Consider the following 25,731-nt stretch of genomic DNA (forward strand, 5'->3'; position numbering starts at 1 on the left):
TACCTAAAGAGATACATGAAAATCAAATACCTGTTCTTTGCCCTAATTATATTGTTTTTAAGTTCTTGTTCATCAAGAAAATTTAGCAAAAACAATAAACAGATTGAAAAAGCTGCAAATAAGGCGAACAATAACACCTATAAAAGCTATAACACATTAAGTTATATTGATGAATTTAAGGCCGTGGCTATCGAAGAAATGAATGCCTACGGTATTCCCGCAAGTATAACATTGGCGCAAGGTATTCTCGAATCGGGCAGTGGTAACAGCGATTTGGCAAAGTATGCAAATAACCATTTTGGCATTAAATGTACATCCGATTGGAAAGGGAAAAATTATTTCAGAGATGACGACCAAAAAAACGATTGTTTTAGAGTTTACAAAGATGCCCACGAATCTTTTAAAGACCATTCAGAATTTTTAAAACGCAAGCGCTACAGTGCATTATTCCAATTAGATAAAAACGACTATAAAAGCTGGGCATTAGGTTTAAAACAAGCAGGTTATGCAACAAACCCAAAATATCCTGATTTACTGATTAACACCATTGAAAAATATCAACTGTATCAATACGACCAATCGGAAACGGAGAAACAAAAAATTGCAAGAGAAGATCGGGTTTTCTCAGAAATAAATGAAAACATCCCGTTGGAAAAGAAGAAATTTACACCTGTAGAAATGCCGCCACCTGGTGCAAAACCTATTGTAGCCGATGGAACTTACACCGTTGTTAAAGGCGATACACTTTATAACATAGCCAAAAGGTTTAACCTAAGCGTAGAAGATTTAAAAACTTTAAACAATATCACTACAGATGGCATTAAACTTGGACAAGTATTGAAGGTTAAATAATGTTAATCGGCCAATAACTGTCTGCTTTAATTGTAGTTTTGTTTTTCAATGAGATTTTTAATTGCCTTAGTTTTTTTTATTAGCCTTTCGGCGATGCTCTTTGCACAAACTAAACCTGTGCAGGGTGTGGTTATTGATAAAGAAACCAAACAAAGGCTCGCTAAAGTTTATATTTACAATACGCGTAGCGGCGATGGTTTGTACAATACCACCAAAGGAGAATTTAGCACATTCGCCATTCCGGGAGATACATTAGTTGCAGCACTTGGTGGTTATGGTGTAGATACTGTAATTTTTAAAGGTCAATCTGCGGCTTATTTCCAATTAAAGCCATTAGGTATTCGATTAAGAGATGTATTAATTCAGCAGAAAAGGTTAACACCGCAACAGCAATACGAAAAATCGGTTAAAGAATTTCGATATGCCACACAAAGGGGCAGCAGCAAAGATTTGCTGAATTTTGGTAACGGGGGAGTTGGTTTAGGTATAGATGCCATTTATAATTTACTAAGCAGACAAGGGAAAAACGCCCGACATTTACAAAAAATATTAGAAAAAGATTATCGCGAGGATTTGATTGATTATCGGTTCACTGCAAATCTTGTTCAGCAAATTCTGGGTATTAAAGAGCCAGAAATAACCGATTTTATGCAGCAATACCGTCCAACATACCAGTTTGTTTTGGAGGCTACGGATTACTCTTTTAACATGTTTGTTAGAAATGCTTATAAAAGTTACAGGGCAAATCCACAAGCGTTAAGATTACCACAATTGCCACAATTAACTATTGATAAGCTTTGAGAGCGCCAGTTTTAGTTTTTAAAAAATTGCCGGCTAATGGAATGGCTGTTTTTCCATTCATTTTAGTAAAGCAAAAAATGGATAAGAAAAATCCGCTCTTAATTAATCACGAAAAAATCCACCTCAGGCAGCAGCTCGAATTATTAATTTTACCATTCTACATCATCTATTTAGCCAATTATTTAATTAATCTGCTGGTTTACAAACAACACCATCTGGCCTATATGAAAATTGTTTTCGAGCAGGAAGCTTATGATAATGAAAAGGATTTGGCCTACCTTAAAAACAATAATTGGTTCGGGTGGATTAAATATGTTAAGGCCTTAAAACTACCCTAAAACTTTGTAAATATGTTGTAGTTAAAGGCTTTAATTTATCATATTGATAGTAAAACCTTTTAATGTGTAATAAATTTTCTTTTTCTTTGTAGGCAATGAAGAATTATTTAGCCGTCATAGTCATCTTTTTAAGCCTTGGTTTTACGAAGTTACACGCTCAGGAAGTTGATACCATTCCTATCGACACTAAAGATTTGAACATTAAGTTAAAGCGAAGTCCGTTACCAAGCAGGCTTTTGCCACTATCTTTCGAACCGGTTAAACTTCGCCCGGCAGTTGTAAACGCAAAAGTTAATTACTGGAAAACCAAAACATCAATAGGCATTAATGTAAACCAGGCACAGTTTAGTAATAACTGGAAAGGTGGTGGTGTTAATTCGATTGCAGTTGGTGGCTTACTAAACTGGAAAGCTGAATACAGCAAAAACAGTTATAGCTATGTTAGTGAGGTAATTTTGCAATACGGGAAGATTAAAAACAAAGACCAGCTGCAAAAGAAAACTAACGACAGGATTTTCTGGGATAACAAAGCTTCGTTTCAATTATCAAAAAACTGGTATTTCTTCGGTTCATTAAACTTTGAGTCTCAGTTTGATAACGGCTATTCTTATGCAAATGTAAATGGTACAGAAGTAGCCACTTTAATCTCAAAATTTATGGGGCCGGGTTATTTAACTGAATCTATAGGTTTTGAATACAAGCCAAACAAATATTTTTCGACCCGTTTTGGTACAGGAACCGCCCGCCAAACCTTTGTTTTAGATAAGAATTTAGCTAATGGCGATATAAAGAAAAATTACGGTGTGCCAATTGGCAAAACTTTCAGAAATGAATTGGCTTTTCAGGTGGTAAGTGCGTTTGACAAGGATATTTTCACAAATACAAACTTGAAAGCCAGGTACGCCATGTTAATTCCGTATGAAAATTTTAGATTTTCGAGAATTGACCACCGCTTGGATATTGCTCTTACGGCAAAAATTAACCGTTTTATGAATACAAGTTTAACCGGTATTGGTTTGTTTGATAGAGATACCGGAACGGATAACATTCAAGGTAGCCAAACTTTAGCTTTAGGTTTCGTATTTGTATTTCCGAGATAGTTTTGCTGTTGCAGGCGCTGCCTTTTGTTAATAAACCTGATTAAACGGAAATCCTTTTTGTTTTCCCTGGCACGCTGAGCTTGTCGAAGCGTTTTTGCTAGAAGTTTCCATCGACAAGCTCAGGATGACAGGTGTGAGTAGCACTAACAATAACAAAAAGATTGCAGTGAAAGCAGGACTGAAGACCGCCATTGCCCCATACCAAACATTTTCAGTTAAATTTTCTTGTGCTTTTTCTTTAAATCAAGATAATCTACAAAATACAAAACCTTAACCGATAAGCTATTATTTTGCGGGGCTGATAAAATTCCGCTCAAATTGCGGTTATATCTTTCCATATAATAGGTTTGATAAGTTTCTGCTGCATCTTTATACGATAAGGTTAACGTACTGCCCGGCGCAAATTGCCAGGTATAAATTAAATCGATATTGAAAACGTTATAATTTCTATCGGTTTCGGTGGGGTTTGTGCCCTGGTAATCCGTTAAATTTCCATCAGGTTTCAACAAATAAAATTCTTTATTTCGGCGGTCGCTCCAATAATGACGAAGCACAACCGCAACACCCATTAAATTTGTGAAAGTGTATTTAGCATCGAAAGAATTTTCTACCGTTCGGCGATCGTATTTTGAAAAAATAGATTGAGCACCTTGCATGGTTGCCCAGTTTACATAATTATAGCTGGGATTAAAGTATAAATCTAAACCAAAAGCTACCTTATCATTTAATCTGTAATTTTGGAATAAATAATAATGATAAGATTTTCCTTTAAACAATTGCTGCTCTCTAAAACGGATATTCCCGCCAAAATTATAGGCTTTTGCACGATTGGGATTTATAAACAAACCTACTTGATAGCTTTCCGGAGCCTTGTAAACCTGTCCGTTTCTGGCTTCGTAAAAATCGTTTCCTTTTGCGTTATAATTGGCATTAACCTCGGCCGACCATAAGTTTTTAAAACGAACATAAGAACCGGTTTCTATTTCGAGGTTTTGGTAATCTCCTGGATTTACCCTTCTGGAATAAGATAGATTGAACCAACTTTGCCATTCGTTATACCATTTGCTCGGTTTGAAAATATTGTAACCAAAGCCAATTCGCTGGTCTAAAAAGTTGTTATTGGTAAAGAAGCCCATATCTGATGGGTCGAATTTATTATCGGCGTAAACCTGGTTGTAACTCCAGGTAAAATTTCCGCTTTGCTTGCCAAAACGCAATATATAGCTGTAACCGGTACTTGTTTCTTCGCCTCTTAAATAGCTCATTTTACCACCACCATTAACAAAATATTTATTGCTTTTATTATTAAGATTAAAAAGCAGGGCCGAAACGTTCGCATCGTAAGCACTTCCTTGTCTTAAAACATTGGTATTTATAAACGTAGCCGAGCTATTGTTTTTTAAAGATTGGTCGAAAACGAGGATATTGTAATTGGTTAATGGCTGGGTTTCTACTTCACGCAGGTTGCCGTTTGCGTCTTCCACTTCAGTTTGCATGCTATTGGTTATGGCATTAAAAATACCAACGCCTAAGCCTTTTGCCGTTCTACCAGAAATTTTTGTTGCATTTAGCACCTTAGCCTCTGTTTGGTCTTTGATAATTTTATCGCCTGCGCCAATTTCGCTGTAATTATAATAGGAAGGAATTGAGCCAATGCGTTTCGAATAAAATAAATCGCCTTTGTTAAACAGTTCTGTTCCTTCGGTAAAAAACTGACGGTTTTCGTTAAATTTTACCTCAAACGGGGTAAGGTTTAATATTCGGTTATCAGATTGCACCTGACCAAAATCGGGCACTAAAGTCATATCTAAAGTAAAGCTATTATTAATGCCGTATTTAACATCCATACCACCGTTAAACCTTGCTGTAGTGTTTTTAACACCGGGTAAATTTGCCGGATAATGGTTAACATAGGCCGAAAGATATGGAGAAAACGATAATCTTAAAGGTGCTTTAATGTTTGCAATTCCGGTCCATAAACCTTCCTGATTGATAAACCCATTAACTTTTGGGTCTACAAAGTTCCAAAAGGTTTGTGTATTGCTACGCTGTGTTCTGCGGCTAAAATTTAAGCCCCAATTCTGGATATCTTTACTAGAAAAGCGCAAGGCAGAATAAGGAATTTTCATTTCACATGTCCAGCCTTTATCATCAAGTTTTACGGCGCTTTCCCAAACTGCATTCCAATTTGGATCTTCATCGCCAACCTGCGAATATTTAGCATCAAACTGAACACCTGCAGCCGTAACAAAAAAACCATTACCATTCATTTTATCGTAAAATGGGTCGACAATTATGGAAATAAAATCTGCGTTACCAATGTTATCACGAGAAACCAACTCATGCGATACGCTATCAGCAGCATCATACATACGGGCGTATACGTAAATCGCCACATCATCATACAAAACCTTCATTTCTGTTCGTCTATCTTGCTTTTCAACTCTTCCGGGTACAGGTCTTAATTCGAAAAAATCTGTTGCAATTGGCACATTCACCCAGCAAGCATCGTCTAAAACGCCATCAATTTTAGGCGTTTCTGCTGTTCTTACCGCTTTAAGTTCTCTTTGTTTAGATGGATCTTGGGCAAAAATAAGGCTCACAGAAAGTGCGAATAACAGCGTAAAATAGAATTTCATAAGTTTGGTTTGGTAGCCATAAGACTCACAAACTTTACAAATGTTGCACAATAAATTATTAATTTAATGCCAAATGCTTCTGCAACACCACGGGCTGCCTTTTTTGAACGCTTTGCAACAAGCACTTGTGCCTAAACCCAACAGCAACGGAAATACTTTTGATTAAACCTAAAAGGTTGAAAAACCTTATAGGTTTGAAAAAGATTGTAGTGTATGGCGGGGCTACTGCCTGCCAAATGAGCTGAACGGCAATTTTCAAAAAAGGATTAAAACGCATTGTAAATAATTCATTTTTGACTTTGGTTAGCAAAGATTTACAACCAAAAATTGATACATTTGCGTTTCATTAAAATCATTGGCTTTTTGCTTTGGCAACAAGCTTTTAGCTTATATAAAGATGTTTGATAATTTACAGGACAAGCTAGACAGAGCGTTTAAAGTATTAAAAGGACAAGGCAGCATTACGGAGATTAACGTGGCGGAAACCATGAAAGAGATTCGTAAAGCATTATTGGATGCCGACGTTAACTATAAAACTGCCAAATCTTTTACAGATGAGGTTAGGCAAAAAGCATTAGGGCAAAACGTATTAACGGCGGTTTCTCCGGGCCAATTGCTAACTAAAATAATGAACGATGAACTTGCTGCCTTAATGGGTGGTGAAGTTACTGAGTTAGAAACGAAAGCAAACCCAACCATTATTTTAATTGCAGGTTTAAACGGTGCGGGTAAAACTACTTTTGCCGGTAAACTGGCTTTGCATTTAAAAGGCAAGGGTAAAAAACCTTTATTGGTTGCTGGTGATATGTATCGCCCTGCGGCGGTAGACCAATTAGAGGTTTTAGGAACTTCGGTTGGGGTTTCTGTTTATGCAAACCGCGATTCTAAAGACCCGGTTGGCATTGCGTTAGAAGGTATTGAGCATGGTAAACAAAACGGAAATAACGTAATTATTATCGATACTGCCGGTCGTTTAGCGATTGATGAATCTTTAATGAACGAGATTTCGGAAGTTAAAGCCAAAACACAACCACACGAAATTTTATTCGTAGTGGATTCGATGACCGGACAGGATGCAGTAAATACTGCAAAAGTATTTAACGATAGATTAGATTTTACCGGTGTTGTTTTAACCAAATTAGATGGCGATACCCGCGGTGGTGCTGCCCTTTCTATTAAATCGGTTGTTAATAAACCGATTAAATTTATAGGTACCGGCGAGAAAATGGAAGCACTTGATGTTTTCTATCCAGACCGTATGGCATCGCGTATTTTAGGTATGGGTGATGTGGTTTCGCTTGTTGAACGTGCTCAAATGCAGTTTGATGAAAAGGAAGCTGCAGAATTACAGAAGAAAATCCGCAAGAATAAATTCGATTTCAACGATTTCTATAACCAGATTCAACAGATTAAGAAGATGGGTAACATGAAAGATTTGATGGGTATGATTCCAGGTGTTGGCAAAATGATGAAAAATGTTGACATTCAGGATGATGCTTTTAAATCTATCGAGGCGATTATTAACTCGATGACTCCATTTGAAAAGGAAAATCCGGATGCGATTCAACAAAGTCGACGTTTACGCATTGCAAAAGGTTCTGGTAGCAAGGTTGAAGAGGTTACTAAGTTAATTAAGCAGTTTGAAGATATGCGTAAAATGATGAAGCAATTTTCGAACCCGGCAGCCGCAGCAGCAATGATGAAAGGTATGCCGAAAATGCCAATGGGCAGAAGGTAGATGTTCAAGAGTAGAAAGTTAAAAGTGAAAAGTTGAAAGTGAAAAGTTGAAAGTGAAAAGTTAAAATAGCTTGAAGCAAATATTTAAATCCCGATCAGAAATGATTGGGATTTTTTTATTGAATTGGAAATGAACGGTTTCCTTCTATGGCGGTTTGCAGCCCCGCTTTCCCTACTCCCGATGAAAAATCGGGATTCGTGCAATCGGGTTTAGCAACAAAGTTAGTTTAAACATAAAAATTAAAAACTAAAGCTTTGTGTTCTTTGTGGCTTTGCGGTTAAATGCTATCTTAGTCATTCTCAATTTATTCGTCCCCGAATAACGCTACATCCCGAAAATTTTACTCAAAATTAATGCTTGTAAAAACATACGGGAGTGCAGTTTATGGCGTAAATGCTTTAACCATAACTATTGAGGTAAGCATCAGCGCCGGTAATAAATATTTTATGGTTGGTTTACCCGACAATGCCGTTAAAGAAAGTTTGCAACGGGTAGAAAGTGCAATACATGTGGCTGGTTATAGAATGCCCCGCCAAAAAATAGTGGTTAACCTGGCCCCTGCAGATATTAGAAAAGAAGGTTCTGCTTACGATTTACCAATTGCGATAGGAATTTTAGCTGCTTCGGGACAAATTCCAGCTGATGAGTTGGACAAATTTTTCATCATGGGCGAACTCTCGCTCGATGGTGCGATACAACCCATAAAAGGCGCATTACCAATTGCCATACAAGCGCAGCAAGATGGTTTTAAAGGCTTTATTTTACCAAAGCAAAACGTACGCGAAGCGGCCATTGTTGATGGGCTAATTGCTTATGGCGTAGAAACATTAGCACAGGTAATATCATTCTTTAATAAAAGCGAACCGTTAGAACAAGTAAAAATTAATACACGGGAAGAATTTTTAAAAAATATTGGCAATTATGAACATGATTTTGCGGATGTAAAAGGGCAGGAAAATATAAAACGTGCTTTGGAAATTGCCGCCGCAGGCGGGCACAATGTGATTTTGATTGGTCCACCAGGTGCCGGAAAAACCATGTTAGCGAAACGTTTACCAACTATATTGCCGCCTTTAAATTTATATGAAGCTTTAGAAACAACAAAAATTCATTCAGTTGCAGGTAAGCTTTCTGCTGCCGATGCTCTAATGACGGTTAGACCTTACCGCTCGCCGCACCATACAATTTCTGATGTAGCTTTGGTTGGCGGCGGCATGAATCCCGCACCTGGAGAAATATCTTTGGCGCATAATGGCGTTTTATTTTTGGATGAATTACCTGAGTTTAAACGAACGGTTTTAGAGGTAATGCGACAGCCTTTGGAAGATAGAAAAGTAGCGATTTCGAGGGCGAGATTTTCTGTTGAATACCCGGCCAGTTTTATGCTGGTAGCATCGATGAATCCCTGCCCTTGCGGGTTTTACAATCACCCAGAAAAGGAATGTGTTTGCGCACCGGGTGTTGTACAAAAATACCTGAGTAAAATATCAGGACCGCTTTTAGATAGAATTGATTTGCATGTTGAAGTTACACCTGTTAATTTCTCGGAACTGGCATCATCCCGCGAAGCGGAAAAAAGTGAGTTAATAAGAGCCCGAGTAATAAAAGCGAGGGAAATTCAAGACCTTCGGTTTACGGGCAAAGATGACTTGCATTACAATGCGCAAATGAGTCCGAAAATGGTAAGAAAAGTATGCCAAATCAGCGAAGCTGGTACTAATTTACTTAAATCGGCGATGGAGCGTTTGGGTTTATCTGCCCGTGCCTACGATAGAATTTTAAAAGTTGCCAGAACAATTGCCGATTTAGATGGAAGTGAAAATGTGGAGATGGAACATTTGGCCGAATCAATAAATTACAGAAGTTTAGATAGAGATGGTTGGGCTGGCTAAATACGAACCAGATAATAACACAGGTAACTCAACATACAATTAACTGTATTTTAGATTAACTTAATTACTAACATGCAAAGCAAAGTCATTAAATTTCAACATCCTTTTCGCGAGCTGGAAGAAACAATTTCTTACAGTAGCCCGGCCCAAACAGTTCAATCGTTTTTAGAAATAAATTGGGAGCAATTAAATATCGACATTTATGAAAAGCATGATGAAGTAATACATGATTACTATTTTTTCGAGGTAAGTTATATGGATTTGTCAAATCATAAGCATACTTTAAACATTGGTGGTGCATACACCCATGGTAAAAATCTTGAAATAAATGGCCCGCAATTCGATGTTCGATATAGCCGGCCAATTGAAAAAACGAATAGAGGATTTTTAGGATTAGGTGCTTTGAAAACTAAAACCATGATAGATGAAATGTGGATGGAAGAGTGTAATAAATCTTTTGTGGTTAAATGCCTGGAGGCATTTTTAAAACACGATAAACAATTTTTAGAATCTGAAATTATTAACAATGGCGTATCGAGCTTTTAATATTTTAACCATTGCAGATAGTTGTAGAAATTAACCTTAAATAATGGAATCTAATAGGCAGACTATAACAGAAAATTATTATAAAAAAGATTTACAGAATGGCCTATCAACTATGTTTGCACAAGGAAAAAAGAATATGGATGCAGAATTTTAAATGGTAAGCGACATGGCCTTTGCCAAATGTACAGACCAGATGGCACTATACTTTCTACACGTTACTATTTTAATGGAGAAAAAGTAAGGGCAGCGATTTTTAAGCAAGCCCAAATCAGATGTGTTGAGAGGAAAATTGGATTGTTTTAATATTTCTACCGAGAACAAAGGAATCATTAATTTATCTTTTATAATTTTTTATGCACCAAATAATTAATGCAGATAATATTTAAAAATTACAAATAACTTTGTGCGTATCATACAGATGAAAAGCAAAATTTATAAAATTATTAAATGGGGCCTGATTACAATTATTTCATTAATTGCAATCCTTTTTTTAGTAACCTATTTTTACATGAAGAAACCTTTATTCGGTAAAGCTGCTGAAGGTGTAAGATTAGAACGGATGAAAAAGTCACCACATTTTAAAGATGGTATTTTTGAAAACATCCATGCAACTCCAGCTGTAACCGAAGGTTATAGTACTATGGGTATCATTATTGATAAACTATTTACAAAATATCCCAGATTAACTCCTGTAGATAGTATTCCATCCAAAAAAGTAGATTTATTGAATTTACCAATTGACCAGGATATTTTGGTTTGGTTTGGGCATTCATCTTATTTTATACAATTAGATGGTAAAAGAATATTAGTCGACCCGGTTTTTAGTGGTAATGCTTCTCCAATTCCGGGAACGGTGGTAGCCTTTAAAGGTACCGAAAGATACAAGGTAGAAGATTTACCCGATATCGATTATTTAATTATCTCTCACGACCACTACGACCATGTAGATTACCAAAGCTTAGTCGAGTTAAAATCAAAAACTAAGAAGGTGATTTGTGGTTTGGGCGTTGGTGCCGATTTTGAGGAATGGGGTTATAACTTAAATGATATTTTAGAAAAAGACTGGAATGAAACCATCGATTTAGGCGATAACTTTTTCGTGCATACCACACCGGCACGCCACTTTTCGGGACGGGGATTTACCAGAAATAATACGTTATGGATGTCATACGTTTTCCAAAGCCCAACAATGAAAATTTACATCGGCGGTGATAGCGGCTATGATACACACTATGCAGAAATTGGAAAGAAATTCGGCCCTATTGATTTGGCGATTTTAGAAGATGGTCAGTACGATAAAAAATGGAAGTACATCCATTTAATGCCTGAGCAAGGTTTGCAAGCAGCAAAAGATTTGAAAGCTAAAAGACTATTTCCGGTACATTCTTCAAAATTTGTTTTGGCAAATCATCCCTGGGACGAACCTTTGGTAAAAATTACAGAACTAAATAAGAAAGCTCAAATCCCATTGGTAACGCCAATGATTGGCGAATTTGTTTATCTAAAAAACGAAAGGCAGATTTTTAATCAATGGTGGATTGGCGTGAAGTAAGTATTTCCGAAAATCATCTATAAAACCGAACACTATTAGCCATCCAACTAATTAAGTCTGGATTTTATTTGTCATGAAAAAAATCGTTATAATCATTTACGTAAGGCTTTGATTTTTAGATGCTTAAAATAAGACACAAATCAAATAATGGCAGCTGAATTTAGCTGATTAGATTCTCTTTGGCATAGTCGTTGTAATGATGCCCATACATTTACTAATCCAATCTGCTAACTACCTTGGCAGATTGAAAATTGAAAAACATATCATGAAAAAGACTATTCAAATTTTCAGCATGCTATTAATAGCATTAACCGTAATGTCATCTTGTAAAAAAGATACTGACCCTGCAGACCACGATTTTTTCGTAGGTACTTACAGAGGAACTGTTTCATACAGTAAAGGCGATACTCAAATCAACAGTACTGATGGTAAAGTTACCGTAACCAAAGTTAGTGATACGTATAGCTTCTTCTTTGGCAATAACATTCCTGATATTACAGGTGTGAAATTCCAAGAAAGCGGAAACACTTACATTAGCGTTGGTACTGGCGTTGTAGGTATTACAATTGATGCCAACAATTTAAAAATTGGCGTGTCAAATACCAATGGAACCTGGACGGCCAATTGCACCAGATAATTTAAAAGCAAAAAAGTCCTGAATTAGTCAGGACTTTTTTCGTTACAATTCTTCCTCTTCATCGTCCTCTTCCGGCGCATATTTTTCAATTGCCGCTCCAATTGCATTAACCTCTTCATCTTCCTCAAAAATCGGAAGTTCTGTTTTATAATCCATTTTTAACCAGATGGATGAAGTATCTTTTAAAATCTGAATGTATTCTCTACCATCTTTAAAAATGGTGTACATATCATTTCCTTCCGGGAAAACCGAATAATTTATCGGACCAATTTCTACATCAAATGGTTCTTGCATGGCTGTCTTTTTTCACAAAGATAAGGCTTTAAGCTTTTCCAAAAGGTAAAATAGATAATCAGACAGCAAAAAAATTACGGCGAGTTGTTTAAAAACTTAATCAATTGTACTACTTTGCACTAAACAATTTACGGAAAGATTAGAAGATGAAGTTAACGTTTTGGGGTGCTGCACAACAGGTAACAGGTAGTATGCACCTGCTCGAAGTTGGGCATTATAAAATACTGATAGATTGCGGTTTGGATTATGAAAAAGAAACCTATCAGGAAGAAAACCAACAATTTCCCTTCTATCCATCGGATATAAATCTGGTTATACTTACCCATGCCCATATCGACCATTCGGGCAATTTACCAACGCTTGTGCGCTTGGGTTTTGATGGGCAAGTGCTATGTACGCCTCCAACTGCAGATTTAACTTCTATCCTTTTATTTGATTCTGTTGAGCTTTTTTTACGTAAACAAAGTAGAAAACCCCGTACCAAAAGGGGCAATTTCAGTGGACCAAAACCTTTGTATCTGCACAAGCATGTAATGGATACCATAGACCGTTTTGTAACGATTGCATTTAACAAACCGTTCAAAATTAATGGTGATATCAGCTTAACATTTATCCCGGTAGGGCACTTACTTGGCGCTGCGGCAGCTGTATTAACCATTAACGATAATGGCGAAGAAAAGCGTATTGCTTTCTCGGGCGATATTGGTCGCGAAAATTATCCGGTTCTGGTGAAACCTGAACCCATACCTGAAGTTGATTATTTTGTTTGCGAAGCCACTTATGGCGGTCGATACCACACAAAAGACCAAACTTTAGGAGAAAGACTAGTTAAAGAGATTGAGGAAGCTTGTATTAAAACTCCGGGGCGTTTAATTATTCCAGCCTTTAGCATTGGCCGAACACAATCTTTGGTTTTTGCTTTGAATCAAATTTTTACAAAAAAGTTATTGCCGCCTGTTCAAATTTTTGTTGATAGCCCGATGGCAATACAAGCTACAGATGTTTATCGCAAACACCATAATTTGGTTAATCAAGAGGCAAAAGATTTTTATAAAACCATGGGCGATGAGTTTGAATTTGAGCATTTGGCTTATGTGCAAACCATGAAAGAAAGTAAAGATGTTTCAAATTATTTCGACCCATGCATCATCATTTCTTCTGCAGGTATGTTAGAAGGCGGGCGAATTCAAGATCATCTTTATTACAACATACAAAACTATTATTGCACAATTTTATTTATTGGCTATTGCGCAAAAGGAACATTGGGCTATAAGCTATTAAGCGGTGCACCTATTGTTAGAATAAAAGACAGAGAAATGATGGTTTATGCTACTATTCGCCAAACCGATTTATTGAGTGGCCATGGCGACCATGATGATTTAATGCGAACCGTAAAGCAAACCGGCCAGCCTAAAAAGGTATTTTTGGTACATGGGGAAGACAGGAGTTTACAAAGCTTAACTGCCTCATTGCAAGCAGATGGTTTTAATGTTGTTGCGCCACAAAGGGGAGAGGTTTTTGAAATTTAATTGGTTCAATGGTTCATTAGTGTTTATAATCCAAATTGTAAGATTGCTTCGTGCCTCGCAATGACGTCACGTCTATCCCCTCACCTGTCCGTCACCACGCACAACCCATTTATAACTTGTAAGTTCTTCTAAACCCATTGGTCCGCGGGCATGAAGTTTTTGAGTGCTAATACCAATTTCTGCACCTAAGCCAAACTGTGCGCCATCTGTAAATCCTGTCGATGCATTTGCATAAACCGCAGCCGCATCCACTTCATTTAAAAAGCGGGTAATATTTTCGGCCTCCTCAGATATAATAGCTTCGCTATGCTTGGAGCTATATTTTGCAATGTGATTTAAAGCAGCATCTAAATCCTGCACTACTTTAACGGCTATTTTTAACGATAAAAACTCTGTACCGAAATGTTCATCCTGTGCCTGGTGTAATAATTCACCTGGATAAGATGGTTGTAAAACACCATAACTTATTTCATCGGCAAAAATTTCAACTTTTGCATCCGCCAAAGGCGATAAAAGATTACATAATTCAGCTAATTTATTTTGGTGAACCAATACGCAATCTAAGCTATTACAAACGCTTACCCTTCGGGTTTTTGCGTTGAAAATAATGGCTTTACCTTTTTCTAAATCTCCAGTCGCATCAAAATAAGTATGCACAATACCGGCTCCGGTTTCAATTACAGGAATTTTACTGTTTTCCCTTACATAATTAATTAAAGATTGGCTGCCGCGGGGAATGAGCACATCTACAAAATTTCTGGCATTTAGTAGGGCTTCAGTTGCCGCTCTTTCTGCAGGTAAAAGCGTTAAAACATCGGGATTTATATCGTGTTTTTTTAGTACACCTTGAATAACCTTCGCTATGGCTAAGTTTGAAAATTCAGCATCGCTCCCGCCTTTTAACACAGCCACATTACCCGTTTTAAAGCACAGCGAAAATACATCGGCGGTAACATTTGGCCGGGCTTCGTAAATTACACCAACAACACCTAATGGCACTCTTACTTTTTGAATTTGTAATTGATTATCAAGGATTTTATCTGATAAAATTTCGCCTAGTGGACTTGATAAATTACTAACATTCTTAACATCACTTGCAATATCTGCGATGCGCTGCTCGGTTAGCTTAAGCCTGTCGTATTTTGGATCTTCAATCGGCATTTTAGCTAAATCTTTTGCGTTTTCTGCTAAAATTTCTGCTGAATGCAAAACCAAAGCATCGGCTAAATCTGCCAATACTGCATTCGTTGTATTTTTGTTTAAGCCTACCAATGTCCGGCTTGCTTGCTGAGAATTTTCAAAATATTGTTTGTAGTTCATTTCTTAGTATCAAGTATCAAGACTAACTGGATTTTAAACTTATATCGCTGAATAAAAGTAATCGTAATGCACTAAAGCCTTTTGCTTTTTCTGCCCGATTCTCTCCTTTGCTTTATCAGAGCCATATTCTGCAATCCCTAGCCCGATAAGCTGGTTATTTTCATCTATAATTTTGATGATATCGCCTTTCAAAAAATCTGATTGAATTTCGATAATACCAATTGGCAATAAGCTCGTGGCTTTACCTGAGGTTAAGACTTCTTTTGCACCATTATTTAACTTCACAATTCCTTTTGCTGATGTTTCTGAATGCGCAATCCATTTTTTCTTGCCAGATTTTATTTTCTCGGGGATGAAACGGGTGTGAACCAATTGATTGTTTAACAAAGTGCTTAGTACATTATCTGTAGTTCCGTTAGCAATGTGCACCGCAATACCCAATTTTGCCACTTTTTGAGCCATTGTAGATTTTGTTACCATACCACCACGACCAAATTGCGATTTACCCGTTTGGATAAAAGATGCCAGATTTGAAACCGAACCTGAAATTTCTTCAATAACTTTTGAACCTTCCAACTTTGGGTCGCCGTTGTAAATACCATTTACGTTTGATAGTATAATTAACGCATCTGCATTTAGCATTGAAGCAATTAAACCTGCTAATTCATCGTTATCGGTAAACATTAGCTCGGTTACCGAAACTACATCGTTCTCATTTACAACAGGAATAACATCATTTTGCAGCAAAATTTGCATGCAATTTTTCATATTTAAATAGTGTGCCCTATCTCTAAAATCTTCTTTAGTAACTAAAACCTGTGCACATTTTATTTTATGCGGTTCAAAAAAGTTTGAGTAGGTATTAATCAGTTTTACCTGGCCAATTGCTGCAAGAAGTTGTCTGGTTGTTACGGCATCTTGCTTTTCTGCAACAGTAATTAAGCTTCTACCTGAGGCTACGGCGCCAGACGAAACTAAGATTACTTCGATGCCCTGCTTTTTAATCTCAGCCAACTGATTTACCAAATGTTTAATTCGCCCTTCATCGGGTAAACCGTTTGCCTGTGTAATTACATTAGACCCAACTTTAACAATAATTTTTTTGTACCCTAATTTCATTGGCTGCTCCAAACCCTTCATAGCACAAAGGGCGTTTTGTAAAATTAATGCGGCAATTTAACATCTATTTTTTCAATTTAAATGATAATTATCCAGAACTAAAATTTTTGCGAAAATGATAAAATTTTCCCACCTGCATTTTGGCCAAAGGCAGGATACTTTGTTCATAAACCCGACATAAGCGAGCACGGAGTGAAACGTAGTAAAGCTATTGGCGGGACTGATGACTGCCATAAAATGCCGAAGCCTTCATTTTCAAATTAATAGTTTAAATTTTATTAAATTGCCAATACCTAAATCAAACCAACCATGAAACGTATTTTACCTTCGCTAATTTTGCTTGGTGCAATTTCAGCGTGTAATAATCCCCAAAAGAAAGAAATGGAACCTATAAAATGGCCTGATGCTAAAGCGCCAATAGCCGAAATAAAACCGCATAAAAGAATTATTCATGGCGATACCGTTGTAGATAATTATTACTGGATGATTGATTATTTTAAAAAAGGACCCGACAGCACAAAAGTTGTAGATTATTTGAAAGCTGAAAATGCTTATCTCGACACGATGATGAAAGGAACGGATAAATTTCAGGCAGATTTATTTACTGAAATGAAAAGCAGGATTAAAGAGAAAGATGAATCTGTACCGGTTTTTAAGAATGGTTATTTCTATTATACCAGAACAGAAGATGGTAAACAATATTATAAGTATTGCCGTAAAAAAGGTAGTTTAACCGCTAAAGAAGAAATTTTATTAGATGTTGATGATTTAGCAAAAGGGCACCCATATTACAGTGCTTCGGGCTTTAGTATTAGTCCGGATAACAAGTTATTAGCTTATGGTGTAGATAAAGTTTCGCGTAGACAATACACCATAAATATTAAGAATTTGGAAACTGGAGAAATTTATAAAGATGCCATTCCGAATACGCAAGGAGGTGTTGCTTGGGCAAATGATAATAAAACTTTCTTTTACACATCTAAAAACCCGGTTACCTTATTAAGCGAAAAAATTAAAAAGCATGTTCTTGGTGCCGACCCAAAAGCCGATGCCGTTGTTTATGATGAAAAAGACAATACAAATTACATCGGGGTTGGTAAATCAAAGAATGGTAAATATATTTTAATATCATCGGCTGGTACTTTAACAAATGAGATGAGCATGATTGATGCGGACAAACCTGAATCTGCATTTAAGGTTTTTTCGGCCCGCTCGAAAGACGTTTTGTACGATGTTTTGCCGGTTGATAACAAATTTTATATTGTAACGAACTGGAATGCAAAAAATTTCCGTTTAATGGAATGCCCTTTAGATAAAACCGCCAAAGAAAACTGGAAGGAAGTGATACCGAACCGTAAGGATGTTTTACTGGAATATGGCGAAGAATTTAAAGATTATTTAGTGCTTTCTGAACGTAAAAATGGTTTAACGGAACTTAGAGTATTAAAAAATGATGGAAGCGATTATTACATAAAATTTGATGAGCCTGTGTATTCTGCCGGCGCTGGTTCAAACCTTGAATATAATAGCAAAACATTGCGTTATTCTTACACCTCGTTAACTACGCCAAACTCTACATTTGATTACGATTTAGAGAAAAAAGAGAAGAAGTTAATGAAACAGCAGGAAGTTGTGGGAGGTTACAAACCTGAGGATTACGCAACTGAACGTGTTTTTGCAACCGCAAAAGATGGAACAAAAATTCCAATTGCTTTGGTTTACAAAAAAGGCTTTGAGAAAAATGGCAACGCACCATTATTGCTTTATGCTTATGGTTCTTATGGCTCGAGCACCGACGCCACATTTTCTTCGCCGAGATTGAGTTTATTAAATAGAGGTTTTGTTTTTGCCATTGCTAATATACGCGGCGGACAAGAGATGGGGCGCCAATGGTATGAAGACGGTAAATTGATGAAAAAGAAAAACACTTTTACCGATTTTATCGCCGCAGGCGAGTATTTGGTTGACCAAAAATATACCTCAAAAGGACATTTATATGCAAACGGCGGTAGTGCCGGTGGCTTATTAATGGGTGCTGTTGTAAATTTAGCACCAGATTTATGGAACGGCGTTATTGCAGATGTGCCTTTTGTTGATGTAATTAACACCATGCTTGATGAAAGTATTCCGTTAACTACAAATGAATTTGATGAGTGGGGAAATCCGAAGCAAAAAGAAGCTTACGATTATATGAAAAGCTACTCTCCGTATGAAAATGTTGAGAAAAAGGCCTACCCAAATATGTTGGTTACTACAGGTTTGCATGATAGCCAGGTACAATATTTTGAACCTGCAAAATGGGTTGCAAAATTACGGGCTAACAAAACGGATAACAATGTGCTCTTGCTAAAAACCAATATGGAATTTGGGCATGGTGGCGCATCTGGTCGCTTCGATTATTTGAAAGATGTTTCTCTTAGATGGGCGTTTTTATTCGCACTCGAAGGCATAAATAAATAGCCAATATTTAAATATTTAGCCGTTTAGAAATTATTTAAGATTTCTAAACGGCTTTTTTATAATTTGATATGGCTTTTACATTTACATAGCGTAATAACAAAGCTTTATAATCTATTAGCCGTATCTTTGCCCACCAATGGAATACAATGTTCATACTTTACCGAATGGCATTCGCATTATGCATGTGCCCTCGGCATCAACCATTTCACACGCCTGCATCATTATAAACACTGGTTCGAGAGATGAACCTGAAGGCAAAGCAGGTTTAGCGCATTTCATAGAACACTTAATTTTTAAACGAACCGAAAAGCGCAGTACAAATCAAATTTTAAATCGCTTAGAAAGTGTTGGCGCAGATTTAAATGCGTATACCACAAAGGAATATACTTGTGTGCATGCGTCTTTCTTAAATCCTTATTTAGATAGAACTTTAGAGCTTTTTAATGACATTATTTTCCATTCTACTTTTCCGGAAGATGAAATGGATAAAGAAAAAAGTGTAATTCTTGATGAAATTGCTTCTTATTTAGATCAGCCCGAAGAGGCCATTAACGATGATTTTGAAGACATGCTTTTTGCAGGCAATGCTTTAGGAAATAACATTTTAGGCACAACAGATTCTGTTCAAAATTTTACCAGAGCAGATGTAATTAATTTTAGGAACGCGAATTACAGAACAAATGAAATTGTTATTGCTGTGTTAGGAAACTACAATTTGAAAAGTGTGATAGCTAAAGGCACAAAGCATTTTGCCGATGTTGAAGAGAATTCGCCATCGCTTAACAGAATAAAACCTGAAATATTAAAGCCAACTACTAGTAACATTTACAAGCCGATTACGCAAACACACTGCATTTTGGGTGCGCAAACCTATTCCACGCATCATAAATATAAAGCAGGCTTAATGCTGCTAAATAATTATTTCGGCGGCAACGGAATGAGCTCTGTTCTAAATTTACAAATTAGGGAAAAATACGGAATTGCCTATACCATCGAATCTAGCTTTGCACCATTAAGCGATACCGGAATTTTTTCAATTTATTTCGGAACGGATAAAGAAAAACATCAAAAGGCATTATCATTAATTTTCAAAGAAATGAAGAAATTAAAAGATAATCCACTCAATGATATACAATTACAAAAGGCTAAAAATAAATTTATCGGACAAATTGCTTTAGGTGAAGAGAACAGAATCGGGTTGATCATTTCAATGGCAAAAAGCTTAATCGATCATAATAAAATTGATTCTTTAGAACAGGTTTTTGCAAAAATAAATAACGTTAAGGCAACTGAAATGGCTCAAATTATTGATGAAGTTTTAGCACCAGAACAATTGAATATTTTTACTTTCAGTCCAATACTGGAATAATTGTTATTTTTGCAATAATTTCCGTCATTGCGAGGCACGAAGCAATGACGAGCGAAATAAAAACATAACACACAATGAAATTACCCATAGTAGCATACGGAGATCCTGTTTTGAAAAAAGTAGGTGCCGATATAGATAAAGATTATCCCGAATTAAAGCAGTTGATTAGCGACATGTTCGATACCATGTATTACGCAAACGGCGTTGGTCTTGCTGCGCCTCAAATTGGCTTGCCTATTCGATTATTTATTGTTGATACCGGCGAGGATGAAGATGGCACGCCCGGCTATAAAAAGGTTTTTATAAATGCCGAAATTGTTGAAGAAACGGGCGAACCTTGGGTTTTTAACGAAGGTTGTTTAAGCATTCCTGATATTCGTGAAAATATCTCCCGCAAACCAAAAATCAAAATCAATTACCTTGATGAAAATTTTGTTGAGCATACAGATGACGTGGATGGCTTAGCAGCACGTGTTATTCAGCATGAGTACGACCATATTGAAGGAAAACTGTTTACCGATAAAGTTAGTGTTTTGCGTAAAACGATGTTGAAAAGCAAATTAGATGCAATTTCAAAAGGAAACATTAAAACGGATTATAAAATGAAGTTTCCAAATAAAAGTAAAAGAAGATAAGGTTTAATTTAAGATGTTAAAGGGAAAATGGAAACGTTTTCCCTTTTTTTTGTAGCGCAAAACCTGTGCTAATCGGTAAAAGCAGACCTGCTTTCCATTATAGCTCCAATTTTGAAAAAAAATTGGAGGCTGCCATTTTAATCAGGGCTATAATTATTGGCTTGAGCAAAACCAAGTATATATTTCTGTCTGTGAAGACACAGACCGAGGAGTAGAAAGATAATTTTGATGGAAAGATGTTAAAGGGAAAATGTAAATGTTTTCCCTTCTTTTGCTCCATTATTGACGGGTTTTTTTATTAATTCTCGCTGCGGCTTTTATCGCTATCAAATATTACAACATTATTAATAAACAGGGTTTTGCGTTAGGGATTGCCTGCCTGCGGTGGGCAGGTAAGGGTTTAGTACCGATTTTTCATCGGTACCGTAGCGAAGCGTAGCTTTGCAAAGCCCGACCCTTTCCCGATTTTTCTTCGGGATAGGTACGCCACAAAATTAGCTCTTGTTAAATTTATAGAAAATATTTTAGTGTAAATGAAGTCGCTTTTTTCCAGGAAGATTGCTTCATTTCTCGTAATGACGGGCTTTTTATTAATTTTCGCTGCGGCTTTTATCGCCATCAAAAATAGATTGCATAAGTTTACCCCATGCAAAAGGATTTAACAATGGGTTGGTTTGAACCATATTTTTGTTGATCATCCTGTCGAAATTGTACCGATAATTTTGGCTACCAATTTCCTGCGCATCACGAGGCAATGCCTGAATCATACCATTGATAGAAGATCGCGAAAGATTTCTTTTTGCTATCGCCATATCATCATCAGCAATTTTCATCGATAAAAAGTCTTTTGTAAACTCTTCTGTTGTTGCCCACGGAAATACCCGAACCGTTGGTAAATTAATTACCTCGGCCTTCAGTTTTACCATAATGGTGTATTTGCTGTCGGGAGTACTTAAAGGAATAATGGTTGAGAATTTTTTGTAACCTATGGCTGTAAACAAGATGGTATCGCCAGGGTTTACAATGAAAGAGAAATAACCTCTGTAATCTGCCGCAACACGTTTACTATTGGCAGAAAGGTTAGTCATGGTAACATAAGGAATTACGCTTGTGCTATCAATATCTGTAATAATACCCGAAAATTGAATCAATTTATCCTGTGCCGGCTTTTGTTGTGCAAATGCGGCTATAGAAAAAAGTGTACAAATTAGGGCAATACAATATCTCATTAAGGCAAATGTAAATTTAAAATGTAAATCTGCTTGTTAAATATTGTTAATCTTGCTCGGCCATGTTTACCGCTACAACAGATGTAATCTGCGGAACAGCCTTCATAATTGCTTGCTCAATCCCCGATTTCATAGTCATAAAACTCATCGGGCAAGAGCCGCAGTTACCTAAAAGCTTAAGCTTTACTGTTCCTTCAGCTGTAATTTCTTCAACAGAAACATCCCCTCCATCGGCCTTTAAATATGGTCTGATGGTTTCTAATGCCTGTTCTACTTGCTCTGTTAAATTCATTCTGTGTTATTTAAAATCTAAAAATACTAATTTTTTAGGAATTAGCCATTTGCGCATTATTGATTGATATTTGCTGTGCTATTTTACTTGCAATATCTCCAAAAATTTCATCCATTAAAACATTTTGGTTCAAAGCAACCGGTTTTCCATTGTCGCCTGCTTCTGCAATACTTTGTACAATAGGTATTTCACCTAAAAACGGAACATCAAATCGCTCGGCTAAAACAGTTCCACCGCCTTTACCAAAAATGTAATATTTATTGTCGGGCAATTCTGCCGGCGTAAAGTACGACATGTTTTCAATAACACCTAAAATAGGAATGTTTATGCCCGGCATTCTGAACATAGCCAAACCTTTGTGCGTATCTGCTAAAGCAACTTGCTGCGGTGTAGTTACCACAACCGCTCCGGAAATAGGGAAACTTTGTGTAATGGTAATGTGAATATCCCCAGTGCCCGGAGGTAAATCAACAATCAGATAATCTAACTCGCCCCAGTTAGTATCGTTAAATAATTGCTTTACCGCGTTTGATGCCATTGGACCACGCCATGGCACAGGTTGACCCGGGTCTGCAAAAAAGCCTAACGACAATAATTTAATTCCATATTTCTCTATCGGAATAATTTTGGTTTTTCCATCTGCCGTTTCCTCAGCACCAGGTTTTGCATCAACTAAATCAAACATGGTTGGTACAGATGGCCCGTAAATATCAGCGTCAATTAAACCAACTTTTGCACCATCTTTAGCCAAGGTAACCGCCAGATTACTAGATACCGTAGATTTACCAACACCTCCCTTTCCTGATGAAACCAAAATTATATTTTTGATGTTATCCAGAGAAGATGAATTTACAGGTTGCGTAACCCTTGATGTTATGTTGATAGAAATTTCTGCCTCCGCATCTACAAAATGTTTAATTGCATTTGTACAGGCATTTTTTAGCATATCCTTCATAGGGCATGCCGGGGTAGTCAGTTCAAGCGTAAAATTGATTTTTTTATCAACGATGTTTAAATCCTTAATCATGTTTAAGGTAACCAAATCCTTTTTCAGGTCTGGATCTTCTACATTTTTAAGCGCATCTAATACTTGTTGTTGGCTAATTTGCATCTGAATAATTTAAATTCAAAATTAACAAAACATCCCTATAAATACTTTTATTTAGGGTTTTTAACTGTAATTTTAACACGAAATAAACATTTAATTGTTACGTTTAAGCAATTAATCATTTTAAGCACTGTATGCAGATACCGAAAATAAACATCCCCAAAAAATATTTAAAAATTGGCGCCTGGGTTTTAGGTGTCTTTTTTATTGTTTGTATTGCATTAGGTGCGGTTGCGTATAGCAAAAGAGAAGCTTTGCTTAAAAAAATGGTGGCTAAAGCTATCGCAAAAGCAAATAAAGATTACGATCTGGATGTTAAAATTGGCAGCGCTGGTTTTACAGGTTTAAGCACCGTAAAAATGACTGCAATTTCTATCGTTCCGAAGGATAGAGACACCCTTTCCAGCATCAACGAATTAAGCGTTGGGGTTAAACTATTTCCATTAATTTTTGGTAATGTAAAGCTGTCAGAAATAAAACTCAACAATGGTTTTGTAAGCGTTGTGCTTAAAGATTCTACTACAAATATCGATTTCATTTTAAAAAGAAAAAAGAAAGATAGTACAGAAACCAAAGGCAAAGTTAACCTTGCCGATATTGCCAGCAACGTTTTAAACGAGGTTTTATATAAAATCCCGGATGATTTGGATGTTAAAAACATGCTTTTTAAATTTAATGATCATGATACCGCAAAGCTGAGTTTTGCAACCGAAGCTGTAATTGATGGTGGTGATTTAAAATCTACAATTAACGTTAACGAAGGAGAATCTAAATGGCATATTGATGGTTATGTAAATCCCGGCAGTAAAGAGCTAAGTTTTACAGCCTATGCTGATGGTAAAAAACTGGAACTACCATATCTTAATAACAAATTACATGCAAAACTGAGTTTTGATACGCTGCAAACGGAACTTAAAAACGCGAAATATAGCGGCGATGATTACAAAATTTCTGGTTCATGGTCGGTGAAAAACATGTTAATAAACCAGCCAAGAATTGCATCGAATGATATTGTTGTTCAAAGCGCAAAATTAGATGCCGATGTTTTAATTGGACCGAACTACATCGCTCTGGATAGTACATCTACTGCATACTTAAAAAATGCATCCATTCATCCATTTGTTAAATACACTTTAGGAAAGAATAAAATTTACGAGCTTAAACTAAATGCTGAAGAACAAGATGCACAGGCAATTTTTGAAGCTTTTCCTCAAGGTTTATTCGAATCTTTAGATGGTTTAAAAGTTCAGGGTAAAGTGAAGTATAATTTAAATTTTTATCTCGATACAAAAATTCCTGATAGTGTTCGCTTCAGCTCTACTTTAACGCCGGTGGATTTTAAAATCCTGCAATGGGGCAAAACCAACCTCCAGAAAATTAACAGTCCTTTTGTTTACACGCCTTATGAATATGGTAAGCCCATGCGTGACATAATAATTGGTCCTGCAAATCATAATTTCACTCCATTAAATGCGATTTCTAAAAACTTTATAAATGCTGTTTTAACAGCAGAAGATCCATCTTTTTACACACACAATGGCTTTGTTGAAGAATCCATAAGAAAATCTATTGCAGTAAACTATAAGGAGAAAAAATTTAAGCGTGGCGGAAGTACAATCAGTATGCAACTTGTTAAAAACGTTTATCTAAGTCGCCAAAAAACTTTGGCCCGCAAAGCGGAAGAAATTTTAATTGTGTGGCTAATCGAACACAATCACCTGGTAAGTAAACAGCGCATGCTGGAGGTTTATTTTAACATTATGGAACTTGGACAAAACATTTATGGCATTGGTGAAGCTTCGCGATATTATTTTGGCAAGCAACCTGCTGATTTAACCATTGGTGATGGATTGTTTTTGGCGAGTATTGTTCCGAAACCTAAAGCATCTATGTATAAATTTATGGCAGATGGAAGCCTGAAACCGTATATGTACAACTATTTCAGGTTTATGGGGAATATTATGGCCAGACGAGGTTTAACGCCATCAGATTCTTCGGGTTATGGTTTTTACAATGTTAGGCTACGCGAAGGTTTAAGGCAATACCTAGCTCCGGATACTGCCGCCGTTGATACAACCGTTTTTGACGATGATGACAGCGAAATGCCACAGGTAATTATGCAGGATAAAAATAAAAATCTTTTCGACCGTATTTTTGGTGGCGGAAAGAAAGACACTGCAACCATTAAAACTGCCGATACAACCAAAACCAAAAAACAATTAAGGCAAGAGCGAAGAGAACAGCGTAGGAAAGAACGTGAGCTCGAAAGCGGTCAATAGAT

21 protein-coding genes are annotated in these 25,731 nt (G+C 36.6%); 14 read left to right on the plus strand and 7 right to left on the minus strand.

Features of this window, described 5'->3' with window-relative positions:
- The first annotated feature begins 15 nt into the window (after positions 1 to 15).
- The 4 genes from LUA90_RS05200 (at position 16) to LUA90_RS05215 (ending at position 3,091) form a co-directional block, all read left to right on the plus strand.
- Complete coding sequence (locus tag LUA90_RS05200) at positions 16 to 852, plus strand: glucosaminidase domain-containing protein (RefSeq protein WP_231490545.1); 837 nt, start codon at positions 16 to 18, stop codon at positions 850 to 852.
- 93 nt (positions 853 to 945) lie between these two features.
- A complete protein-coding gene (locus tag LUA90_RS05205; RefSeq protein ID WP_231490546.1) occupies positions 946 to 1,653 on the plus strand; it encodes a hypothetical protein in 708 nt (235 codons plus the stop codon).
- Between the two features lie 77 nt (positions 1,654 to 1,730).
- Positions 1,731 to 1,991 (plus strand): hypothetical protein, encoded by a 261-nt coding sequence (locus LUA90_RS05210; RefSeq protein WP_231490547.1) that lies wholly within the window; start codon positions 1,731 to 1,733, stop codon positions 1,989 to 1,991.
- A 95-nt stretch (positions 1,992 to 2,086) separates the two neighbouring features.
- Positions 2,087 to 3,091 carry a DUF3078 domain-containing protein gene (locus LUA90_RS05215; protein WP_231490548.1) on the plus strand — a complete coding sequence of 335 codons (1,005 nt, stop codon included), beginning with the start codon at positions 2,087 to 2,089 and terminating at the stop codon, positions 3,089 to 3,091.
- 215 nt (positions 3,092 to 3,306) lie between these two features.
- Here LUA90_RS05215 and LUA90_RS05220 read toward each other — a convergent pair whose 3' ends face one another.
- The gene (locus LUA90_RS05220; protein WP_231490549.1) at positions 3,307 to 5,730 is read right to left on the minus strand and encodes a DUF5916 domain-containing protein; all 2,424 of its coding nucleotides are present in this window, start codon (positions 5,728 to 5,730) and stop codon (positions 3,307 to 3,309) included.
- 397 nt (positions 5,731 to 6,127) lie between these two features.
- On the opposite strand from LUA90_RS05220, the gene ffh reads away from it, so the two are divergent.
- From ffh to LUA90_RS05245, 5 genes are all read left to right on the plus strand, one after another.
- A complete protein-coding gene (gene ffh / locus LUA90_RS05225) occupies positions 6,128 to 7,468 on the plus strand; it encodes a signal recognition particle protein (protein ID WP_231458525.1) in 1,341 nt (446 codons plus the stop codon).
- Positions 7,469 to 7,821: 353 nt separating this feature from the next.
- Positions 7,822 to 9,360: a YifB family Mg chelatase-like AAA ATPase gene (locus LUA90_RS05230; RefSeq protein WP_231490550.1), complete on the plus strand. Its 1,539-nt coding sequence runs from the start codon at positions 7,822 to 7,824 to the stop codon at positions 9,358 to 9,360.
- A gap of 72 nt (positions 9,361 to 9,432) precedes the next feature.
- Positions 9,433 to 9,906 carry a hypothetical protein gene (locus tag LUA90_RS05235; protein ID WP_231458527.1) on the plus strand — a complete coding sequence of 158 codons (474 nt, stop codon included), beginning with the start codon at positions 9,433 to 9,435 and terminating at the stop codon, positions 9,904 to 9,906.
- 418 nt (positions 9,907 to 10,324) lie between these two features.
- The gene (locus LUA90_RS05240) at positions 10,325 to 11,458 is read left to right on the plus strand and encodes an MBL fold metallo-hydrolase (RefSeq protein ID WP_231490551.1); all 1,134 of its coding nucleotides are present in this window, start codon (positions 10,325 to 10,327) and stop codon (positions 11,456 to 11,458) included.
- A gap of 265 nt (positions 11,459 to 11,723) precedes the next feature.
- A complete protein-coding gene (locus LUA90_RS05245) occupies positions 11,724 to 12,095 on the plus strand; it encodes a hypothetical protein (RefSeq protein WP_231490552.1) in 372 nt (123 codons plus the stop codon).
- Positions 12,096 to 12,137: 42 nt separating this feature from the next.
- On the opposite strand, the gene LUA90_RS05250 is transcribed toward LUA90_RS05245, so the two are convergent.
- Positions 12,138 to 12,389: a hypothetical protein gene (locus LUA90_RS05250; RefSeq protein WP_231490553.1), complete on the minus strand. Its 252-nt coding sequence runs from the start codon at positions 12,387 to 12,389 to the stop codon at positions 12,138 to 12,140.
- A 146-nt stretch (positions 12,390 to 12,535) separates the two neighbouring features.
- Between LUA90_RS05250 and LUA90_RS05255 the strand changes: the two genes are divergently transcribed.
- The gene (locus tag LUA90_RS05255; RefSeq protein ID WP_231490554.1) at positions 12,536 to 13,918 is read left to right on the plus strand and encodes an MBL fold metallo-hydrolase RNA specificity domain-containing protein; all 1,383 of its coding nucleotides are present in this window, start codon (positions 12,536 to 12,538) and stop codon (positions 13,916 to 13,918) included.
- 72 nt (positions 13,919 to 13,990) lie between these two features.
- Here the strand turns inward: LUA90_RS05255 and LUA90_RS05260 are convergent, their stop codons facing one another.
- Positions 13,991 to 15,238: a glutamate-5-semialdehyde dehydrogenase gene (locus LUA90_RS05260; RefSeq protein WP_231490555.1), complete on the minus strand. Its 1,248-nt coding sequence runs from the start codon at positions 15,236 to 15,238 to the stop codon at positions 13,991 to 13,993.
- Between the two features lie 39 nt (positions 15,239 to 15,277).
- Positions 15,278 to 16,378 carry a glutamate 5-kinase gene (proB, locus tag LUA90_RS05265; protein WP_231490556.1) on the minus strand — a complete coding sequence of 367 codons (1,101 nt, stop codon included), beginning with the start codon at positions 16,376 to 16,378 and terminating at the stop codon, positions 15,278 to 15,280.
- Between the two features lie 288 nt (positions 16,379 to 16,666).
- Between proB and LUA90_RS05270 the strand changes: the two genes are divergently transcribed.
- The 3 genes from LUA90_RS05270 (at position 16,667) to def (ending at position 20,821) form a co-directional block, all read left to right on the plus strand.
- A complete protein-coding gene (locus LUA90_RS05270) occupies positions 16,667 to 18,817 on the plus strand; it encodes a S9 family peptidase (protein WP_231490557.1) in 2,151 nt (716 codons plus the stop codon).
- Positions 18,818 to 18,953: 136 nt separating this feature from the next.
- Positions 18,954 to 20,186 carry a pitrilysin family protein gene (locus LUA90_RS05275; RefSeq protein WP_231490558.1) on the plus strand — a complete coding sequence of 411 codons (1,233 nt, stop codon included), beginning with the start codon at positions 18,954 to 18,956 and terminating at the stop codon, positions 20,184 to 20,186.
- Between the two features lie 74 nt (positions 20,187 to 20,260).
- On the plus strand, positions 20,261 to 20,821 hold the full coding sequence (def, locus tag LUA90_RS05280; RefSeq protein ID WP_231490559.1) for a peptide deformylase: 561 nt from the start codon (positions 20,261 to 20,263) through the stop codon (positions 20,819 to 20,821).
- A gap of 590 nt (positions 20,822 to 21,411) precedes the next feature.
- Here the strand turns inward: def and LUA90_RS05285 are convergent.
- The 3 genes from LUA90_RS05285 to LUA90_RS05295 are packed head-to-tail and all read right to left on the minus strand — an operon-like array spanning position 21,412 to position 23,453.
- Positions 21,412 to 22,050, minus strand: coding sequence for a hypothetical protein (locus LUA90_RS05285; RefSeq protein WP_231490560.1), 639 nt, complete (start codon positions 22,048 to 22,050; stop codon positions 21,412 to 21,414).
- Positions 22,051 to 22,096: 46 nt separating this feature from the next.
- Entirely contained in the window at positions 22,097 to 22,342 is a 246-nt protein-coding gene (locus tag LUA90_RS05290) for a NifU family protein (protein WP_154280643.1), read from the minus strand.
- Positions 22,343 to 22,376: 34 nt separating this feature from the next.
- On the minus strand, positions 22,377 to 23,453 hold the full coding sequence (locus LUA90_RS05295; RefSeq protein ID WP_231458538.1) for an Mrp/NBP35 family ATP-binding protein: 1,077 nt from the start codon (positions 23,451 to 23,453) through the stop codon (positions 22,377 to 22,379).
- 131 nt (positions 23,454 to 23,584) lie between these two features.
- On the opposite strand from LUA90_RS05295, the gene LUA90_RS05300 reads away from it, so the two are divergent.
- A complete protein-coding gene (locus LUA90_RS05300) occupies positions 23,585 to 25,729 on the plus strand; it encodes a transglycosylase domain-containing protein (protein WP_231490561.1) in 2,145 nt (714 codons plus the stop codon).
- The last annotated feature ends 2 nt before the right edge of the window (positions 25,730 to 25,731 follow it).

This window comes from Pedobacter sp. Leaf170 (assembly GCF_920984665.1).
Classification (GTDB): domain Bacteria; phylum Bacteroidota; class Bacteroidia; order Sphingobacteriales; family Sphingobacteriaceae; genus Pedobacter.

What these genes read in the sequence shown, in the direction of transcription:
- LUA90_RS05200 (WP_231490545.1), top strand. Translation starts at nt 16, where the DNA reads ATGAAAATCAAATACCTGTTCTTTGCCCTAATTATATTGTTTTTAAGT.
- LUA90_RS05205 (WP_231490546.1), top strand. Translation starts at nt 946, where the DNA reads ATGCTCTTTGCACAAACTAAACCTGTGCAGGGTGTGGTTATTGATAAA.
- LUA90_RS05210 (WP_231490547.1), top strand. Translation starts at nt 1,731, where the DNA reads ATGGATAAGAAAAATCCGCTCTTAATTAATCACGAAAAAATCCACCTC.
- LUA90_RS05215 (WP_231490548.1), top strand. Translation starts at nt 2,087, where the DNA reads ATGAAGAATTATTTAGCCGTCATAGTCATCTTTTTAAGCCTTGGTTTT.
- LUA90_RS05220 (WP_231490549.1), bottom strand. Translation starts at nt 5,730, where the DNA reads ATGAAATTCTATTTTACGCTGTTATTCGCACTTTCTGTGAGCCTTATT.
- ffh (WP_231458525.1), top strand. Translation starts at nt 6,128, where the DNA reads ATGTTTGATAATTTACAGGACAAGCTAGACAGAGCGTTTAAAGTATTA.
- LUA90_RS05230 (WP_231490550.1), top strand. Translation starts at nt 7,822, where the DNA reads ATGCTTGTAAAAACATACGGGAGTGCAGTTTATGGCGTAAATGCTTTA.
- LUA90_RS05235 (WP_231458527.1), top strand. Translation starts at nt 9,433, where the DNA reads ATGCAAAGCAAAGTCATTAAATTTCAACATCCTTTTCGCGAGCTGGAA.
- LUA90_RS05240 (WP_231490551.1), top strand. Translation starts at nt 10,325, where the DNA reads ATGAAAAGCAAAATTTATAAAATTATTAAATGGGGCCTGATTACAATT.
- LUA90_RS05245 (WP_231490552.1), top strand. Translation starts at nt 11,724, where the DNA reads ATGAAAAAGACTATTCAAATTTTCAGCATGCTATTAATAGCATTAACC.
- LUA90_RS05250 (WP_231490553.1), bottom strand. Translation starts at nt 12,389, where the DNA reads ATGCAAGAACCATTTGATGTAGAAATTGGTCCGATAAATTATTCGGTT.
- LUA90_RS05255 (WP_231490554.1), top strand. Translation starts at nt 12,536, where the DNA reads ATGAAGTTAACGTTTTGGGGTGCTGCACAACAGGTAACAGGTAGTATG.
- LUA90_RS05260 (WP_231490555.1), bottom strand. Translation starts at nt 15,238, where the DNA reads ATGAACTACAAACAATATTTTGAAAATTCTCAGCAAGCAAGCCGGACA.
- proB (WP_231490556.1), bottom strand. Translation starts at nt 16,378, where the DNA reads ATGAAGGGTTTGGAGCAGCCAATGAAATTAGGGTACAAAAAAATTATT.
- LUA90_RS05270 (WP_231490557.1), top strand. Translation starts at nt 16,667, where the DNA reads ATGAAACGTATTTTACCTTCGCTAATTTTGCTTGGTGCAATTTCAGCG.
- LUA90_RS05275 (WP_231490558.1), top strand. Translation starts at nt 18,954, where the DNA reads ATGGAATACAATGTTCATACTTTACCGAATGGCATTCGCATTATGCAT.
- def (WP_231490559.1), top strand. Translation starts at nt 20,261, where the DNA reads ATGAAATTACCCATAGTAGCATACGGAGATCCTGTTTTGAAAAAAGTA.
- LUA90_RS05285 (WP_231490560.1), bottom strand. Translation starts at nt 22,050, where the DNA reads ATGAGATATTGTATTGCCCTAATTTGTACACTTTTTTCTATAGCCGCA.
- LUA90_RS05290 (WP_154280643.1), bottom strand. Translation starts at nt 22,342, where the DNA reads ATGAATTTAACAGAGCAAGTAGAACAGGCATTAGAAACCATCAGACCA.
- LUA90_RS05295 (WP_231458538.1), bottom strand. Translation starts at nt 23,453, where the DNA reads ATGCAAATTAGCCAACAACAAGTATTAGATGCGCTTAAAAATGTAGAA.
- LUA90_RS05300 (WP_231490561.1), top strand. Translation starts at nt 23,585, where the DNA reads ATGCAGATACCGAAAATAAACATCCCCAAAAAATATTTAAAAATTGGC.